The sequence below is a fragment of the Microcystis sp. LSC13-02 genome, assembly GCA_002282935.1.
Lineage (GTDB): Bacteria > Cyanobacteriota > Cyanobacteriia > Cyanobacteriales > Microcystaceae > Microcystis.
The window spans coordinates 1-5718 of the sequence record MTBT01000310.1; the positions used below are offsets into that span (position 1 = coordinate 1).

The 5718-nt window shown below is 41.7% G+C and carries 8 protein-coding genes; 7 read left to right on the forward strand and 1 reads right to left on the reverse strand.

Translation table 11 applies throughout. The features are described from left to right. Window positions 1-244: 244 nt before the first annotated feature. Window positions 245-544: a (2Fe-2S) ferredoxin domain-containing protein gene (locus BGL89_RS19295; RefSeq protein ID WP_002786792.1), complete on the reverse strand. Its 300-nt coding sequence runs from the start codon at window positions 542-544 to the stop codon at window positions 245-247. Window positions 545-837: 293 nt separating this feature from the next. On the opposite strand from BGL89_RS19295, the gene BGL89_RS19300 reads away from it, so the two are divergent. The 7 genes from BGL89_RS19300 to BGL89_RS19330 form a co-directional block, all read left to right on the forward strand. Beyond that, window positions 838-1539 carry an NnrU family protein gene (locus BGL89_RS19300; protein ID WP_286827144.1) on the forward strand — a complete coding sequence of 234 codons (702 nt, stop codon included), beginning with the start codon at window positions 838-840 and terminating at the stop codon, window positions 1537-1539. An 88-nt stretch (window positions 1540-1627) separates the two neighbouring features. Then, window positions 1628-1972, forward strand: a complete 345-nt coding sequence (locus tag BGL89_RS19305) for a thioredoxin family protein (protein ID WP_286827145.1) — start codon at window positions 1628-1630, stop codon at window positions 1970-1972. A 223-nt stretch (window positions 1973-2195) separates the two neighbouring features. Further along, complete coding sequence (locus tag BGL89_RS19310) at window positions 2196-2852, forward strand: vWA domain-containing protein (RefSeq protein WP_286827146.1); 657 nt, start codon at window positions 2196-2198, stop codon at window positions 2850-2852. A 13-nt stretch (window positions 2853-2865) separates the two neighbouring features. Continuing rightward, a complete protein-coding gene (locus tag BGL89_RS19315) occupies window positions 2866-3624 on the forward strand; it encodes a PP2C family serine/threonine-protein phosphatase (RefSeq protein WP_286827147.1) in 759 nt (252 codons plus the stop codon). Window positions 3625-3830: 206 nt separating this feature from the next. After that, window positions 3831-4124, forward strand: coding sequence for a nucleotidyltransferase family protein (locus BGL89_RS19320; RefSeq protein ID WP_286827148.1), 294 nt, complete (start codon window positions 3831-3833; stop codon window positions 4122-4124). Beyond that, window positions 4121-4456, forward strand: coding sequence for a HepT-like ribonuclease domain-containing protein (locus BGL89_RS19325; RefSeq protein WP_286827149.1), 336 nt, complete (start codon window positions 4121-4123; stop codon window positions 4454-4456). The genes BGL89_RS19320 and BGL89_RS19325 overlap by 4 nt, the downstream gene beginning before the upstream one ends. Window positions 4457-4553: 97 nt before the next feature. After that, a partial coding sequence (locus BGL89_RS19330) for a helix-hairpin-helix domain-containing protein (RefSeq protein WP_502692644.1) occupies window positions 4554-5718 on the forward strand: 1165 nt, incomplete at its 3' end.

Genomic DNA, 5718 nt, shown 5'->3' on the forward strand with positions numbered 1-5718 from the left:
CTCCTAAATCTACCCCAGCTATCTGTTGTTTATCTGTGGTTTCCGACCGTCTTTCATAGACTATTTCAATGACATAACAGCTACTTTTGGGGACAATTATCGCTGCAATTATTTCTCTCTTGGATGTGGGAATTTTTAAGTCGCTCATAGACAATAGACTAAGCTGAAATCACAGGCACTCAAAGGGTTTAACCTAGGAGCAAAAGACTCTTGTGAAGCATCACTTAAAAATTGATGATCAAGTTTACTGCCATTGAGCGTGAATGCGTGGATGGAGTAAACGCTCAACCGGTTGACCGTTTTTTAAATGTTCTTCGACAATCTGATTGACATCCTCTGGTTTAACACGACAGTACCAAGTTTCCTCGGGAATAATTCTCACCGTGGGGCTAGTGCTACACTGTCCTTGACAACCACTGGTCATAACGATGACATCTTCTGGGAGAGCTGCCGTTTGCCATGCTAAAAGAAGCTCGGACGCACCCTGCACCAAACAGGAAGAATGCTGACAGACCATCACAAATCGCTTTTGCGGATAAGACATAAGCTGCTCGCGTATTTAAATTTCTTGTTGAGATGAGGGTTGAGGCACTCTTGCAAGGGGCAAGGGGGGCTAATCTAAGTATAGGCGGTTTAAATGCGTCTTAGCATACTACCTAAAAAGTTGCAAAATTAGATAGTTCCCCGGGTATATTCTTGGGAATGGCTTTGAGGAAGCATAGTTTTATTTTGCCCCGAATCCCCGATACTGGCAATACAAAAAAAGGGGGCGAAAAATTAACCATCAATCTTTAAAATAGAATTCGGAGAAAAATTTAGTCAATCAAGAGGGCAAAAGTGGCATTCGCTAGTCATTGGATTATGTTAGGTTTATTACTGGGTTTTGCCGTCGCGCATAGCGGATTAGCCAGTTTACGAATGGGGGGAGAAGCTATCATCGGTGCGCGACTGTATCGGGTATTATTTGCCCTTGTTAGTATCCCTCTAGCGGTAATTTTAGTAGTTTATTTCTTCAATCATCGTTATGATGGTTTGCTTCTCTGGCAAGTACAGGGAGTAACCGGAGTAAAAACCCTAGTTTGGATACTTTCGGCCATTTCTTTTTTCTTTCTCTATCCTGCCACCTTTAACCTGCTGGAGATCGCCGCTATCCAAAAACCGCAGGTTCATCTCTACGAAACCGGCATCCTGCGCGTTACCCGTCACCCCCAGATGGTAGGACAGGTGATCTGGTGTATTGCACATACCCTCTGGTTAGGGACAAGCTTTACCCTATTGACTTCCCTAGGTTTAATTGCCCATCATCTTTTTGCTGTCTGGCATGGCGATCGCCGGTTAGAGAACCGTTACGGAGAGGCATTTTTAAAGGTCAAAGAACGCACCTCGGTGATTCCCTTTTTAGCGATTATCGATGGTCGGCAAAGCCTAAAATGGCAAGAATTCCTTCGTCCTGCCTATCTAGGAGTAACAGGGTTTATTTTACTCCTCTGGTGGGCGCATCCTTGGCTAATGCAGGCAACAAGTAAAATTTATTGGTGATTTTGCTCCCAACCCCTTTCTTATTGATCCCGATTGGTGTAGAATGGTTGCCATATCAAAATCAACTTTTCATAAAATCTGTTTAGACATGATACTATCTGTAAACGAAAAGAGCTTCCATAAGCTAGTTTTAGAGTCTTCCCGTCCGGTTGTCGTGCATTTTTGGGCTCCTTGGTGTGGTTTATGTCGTTTAATCCAACCCACCCTCTGTTCTTGGCAAAATGAGTGTCAAGGCGCAATTCAATTAGTCAGTGTCAATGCCGATGAGAATTTTCAATTAGCTAATAGTTTTCGTCTGCGTAGTTTACCTACGTTAATTCTCTTCGATCAAGGTGTTCCCGTTCATCGTCTGGAGGAAATTCACAGTCGCGAGGAATTGCATCAAACCCTGCGGGCTCTTCTGGTTTATGTGTGGAAACGAGGTCTATACTGATAGAATATCCGCAAAATAGCCCTAAAAGTCTTGCCCGATAAGCATTTCACGGAGCCACCCTGCGACTAATGGCCAAAAATCAAATCCTGCGTTCAGCTTAAAGGAAAGATACCTTTTCTGATGGGACTCGCAGAGATAATATAATAGGACAAAAAGTAGATAATCCCAATTCCTAAGATACCCATAGTTCCCCCAGTTCAAAAATTTAGGAGGCTTGAAAAAAATGCCGATTGGTGTGGCTGAATTTGTCGAAAACCAGGAAACTCGCTGTCCTGTGGTGCTACTACTAGATACCTCTGGTTCAATGCTAGGGGAACCGATTAAGGCTCTCAATGATGGGATCAAAACCTTTCAACAGGATGTGATGCGAGATACCCAGGCGACGTTAAGTGTAGAAACTGCCATTATTACTTTTGGCAATGGAGGGGTTAAAACCGTGCAGGATTTTGTCGGAATTGACCAATTTACGCCACCTACTTTAACCGCAGGAGGCTTAACCCCCATGGGAAAAGCGATTGAATTGGCTTTAGATTTAATCGAAGATCATAAAGCGATTTATAAAAGTTATGGTATCCAATATTATCGCCCCTGGGTATTTTTAATTACTGATGGTGCGCCTACGGATCAATGGAATCTGGCGGCGCAACGGGTAAAACAAGCCGAAGCAGAAAATCGGGTTTTATTTTTTTCTGTAGGTGTTCAGGGTGCTGATATGGAGACGCTCAAACAGATTTCTAATAATCCCCCCGTGTTACTCAATGGTTTAGATTTTCGGGATTTATTTCAGTGGTTAAGTAACTCAATGAAACGAGTTTCTGGTGGTAAAATTGGAGAGGCGATCGATTTACCACCAGTGAATTGGGGACAAATTACCACCTAGAGGACAGTTAATTATGTGGAGAACATTATGTCAGTCGGTGGTCGGTAGTTTTCATATCCAAGCGGGATTACCCTGTCAAGATTACGGTGCTTATCAAGTATTGGGTCAGGATGTTTTGATTGGAGCCGTGGCCGATGGGGCCGGTAGTGCCAAACATTCGGATTTGGGTGCGAAAATAACAGTTAAAGCATCGCTGCAATTTTTAGAGGAAAATCTCAAAAAAACAGCATTAGCTGCCACTGGAACTGAAGCCGAATTAAAGGAAATATTCCGGCGACTGTTGGCTCATATTCAGCAAATTCTCCAAGAAGAAGCCGAAAAAGAACAGTTAGACATTAATGATCTAGCGACAACTTTACTGGTTGTTTTGGTTACTTCAAAACGATTAGCGGCGATGCAGATAGGAGACGGTTTTATTGTGTTCAAACCTGTGGTAGGAAATTATCAGTTATTGTTCCAGCCTGACAAGGGAGAATACATCAATGAAACCACTTTTGTTACTTCTAGCAATGCTTTGGAGGATATGCAAATAGGAGTTTTAACTGAGCCAGTTGCGTTTATTTGTGTGGCGACGGATGGAGTGGAAAAGGTATCTATCAATTATAAAAATTGGGAACCTCATCCGCCTTTTTTTCAGCCATTAGAAGAGTATTTGCAACAGACAGAAACTCCGTCGAAGGAAGACCTCAAAGAATTTTTAGAGCGGGAGGATTTAAATAAGTTAACAACCGATGATAAAACGCTACTCCTAGCTTTTTGTTTAAGAAACTGAGGGGTTTAAGAAACCGGGTTTGTTTAAGAAACCCGGTTTCTGTATCTAAAACGTCGTGCTTTGTAGGTTGATTCATGAATCAACCTACTATGGGAGCAAAAACCTCTACTTCCCTGCTCCCTAGAAACCCAACTCAATTATTAAAAAATGTTGGGTTTCACTATCGTTCAACCCAACCTACGATAAGACTATGGACTAAGTAGATCATGAAAATTGACGAATTACTCAAAAACAAACGAGAAAAAATTATTGCTATTGCGGCTAAACACGGCGCAAATAATGTGCGAATTTTTGGTTCTATTGCACGGGGAGAAGCTGACGAAAAAAGCGATATTGATTTATTAATTGATTATTGTAGCGAACGTCGGAGTCCCTGGTTTCCCTTGCCGTTAATTCGAGAACTTGAAGCCTTGTTAGGCTGCAAAGTTGATATTGTTACCGAACAGGGACTTAAAGATAGAATCAGAGAGCGGGTACTTAAAGAAGCAATACCACTATGAGAGATGATAGCGAACGCTTGCGGGATATTTTAGAAGCAATTGAGCGTTTAGAAAAGTATGCTCGACAGGGAAAAACCCTGTTTGAACAACAAGAATTAATTCAAACTTGGATTGTCTATCATTTACAAATTATTGGTGAAGCAGCTAGAGCAACTTCTCAAGAATTTAAAGCAAGATATCCCGAAGTTCCTTGGCGAGATGCCAGCGATCTAAGAAACTTAACTATTCATGAATATTTTCGTATCAATCTAGAGATTATTTGGGATATTGTTGAAAATGACATTCCCCCTCTAAAAGGACAAATCGAAGCTATTTTACAGAAATTGATTTGACGAAACCCAACTTAATTATTAAAAAAAGTTGGGTTGAACGATAGTGAAACCCAACCTACGATGGGACTTAACAGCACAAATACTCGGAGATTTTTTGATGTCTTTAACTTATCGCTGTCAACTACAGAATCGCCTGATTACCCTAACGCGAGAACTTGCCGACAGTGGCGAGGCGAAAGTATGGCACACTAACTTTAATGGGTACTTAGCGAAAATCTACCACAATCACCATAATGAAAGGGTTGATAAATTACAGTTAATGGTGAGAAATCGTCCCAGTGATCCTAATGCTCATCTTAACCATATTTCCTTCGCTTGGCCCTATTCTATCTTAGAAGATAACCAGGGAGAAGTTGTCGGGTTTTTAATGCCAAAAGTGGTGGGTTCAGAAACATTATTAAAGATTTGTACGCCCATAATGAGAAGAAAATGCAAGTTAGAAACTAATTGGTATTTTCTTCATGTAGTAGCGCGGAATATAGCCGCTATTATCCAAGCAATTCACCTTAAAGGTTATGTTTTGGGAGACATCAAGCTAGAAAATATCTTAGTGAATAATCGGGGGTTGCCTACAATTATTGATACAGATTCATTTCAAGTATCAGATCCCTATAGCGGTAAAATATATCGGTGTTTAGTTGGCTCAGAAGGATTTACACCGGCGGAATTAATCGGAGTGAATCTAGCAGATGTAGATCAAACAGAAGTGCATGATCGCTTTCGATTAGGAGTTGTTATTTATTATCTACTATTTAGCGGGCCGCCGTTTCGGGGATTGTGGCAAGGAGCAGGGGATTCCCTGGAACAGTCGGAACTAATTCGACGGGGACTCTGGCCTTTTTCTGGGGATAAATTGGTTGTACCTAGTAATACTACCATACCATTAAATATCCTACATCGCGACTTACACGCCCTATTTTTGCGCTGTTTCAATGAGGGACATAAATTCCCCCAAAAACGACCGACGGCTGAGGAATGGCGTGGTACTTTGGAAGCTGCATTAAATGAGGTTATACGCTGTGGTAAAATTGATAGTCATTACTACAGCAAAAGTTACGGAAAGTGTTATTGGTGTGAGCGAGCTAGTGATTTAAATTTTGATATTTTTCCGGGTAAAAGTATCGCTACTGTGACATCTACACCGTTACCTAAAGTATCGCCACCACCGCCATCTTCGCCATCACCTCCCCCAGCAAAGCTAACTCTATTTACCGAAAACCTACCCAAGGGAATAACACTGGAGATGGTAGGCTTACCAGCAG

Bases quoted from the DNA above. Each gene is read 5' to 3' on its own strand.
- BGL89_RS19325 (WP_286827149.1), top strand. From the start codon at position 4,121: ATGAGAGATGATAGCGAACGCTTGCGGGATATTTTAGAAGCAATTGAG.
- BGL89_RS19320 (WP_286827148.1), top strand. From the start codon at position 3,831: ATGAAAATTGACGAATTACTCAAAAACAAACGAGAAAAAATTATTGCT.
- BGL89_RS19310 (WP_286827146.1), top strand. From the start codon at position 2,196: ATGCCGATTGGTGTGGCTGAATTTGTCGAAAACCAGGAAACTCGCTGT.
- BGL89_RS19315 (WP_286827147.1), top strand. From the start codon at position 2,866: ATGTGGAGAACATTATGTCAGTCGGTGGTCGGTAGTTTTCATATCCAA.
- BGL89_RS19295 (WP_002786792.1), bottom strand. From the start codon at position 544: ATGTCTTATCCGCAAAAGCGATTTGTGATGGTCTGTCAGCATTCTTCC.
- BGL89_RS19305 (WP_286827145.1), top strand. From the start codon at position 1,628: ATGATACTATCTGTAAACGAAAAGAGCTTCCATAAGCTAGTTTTAGAG.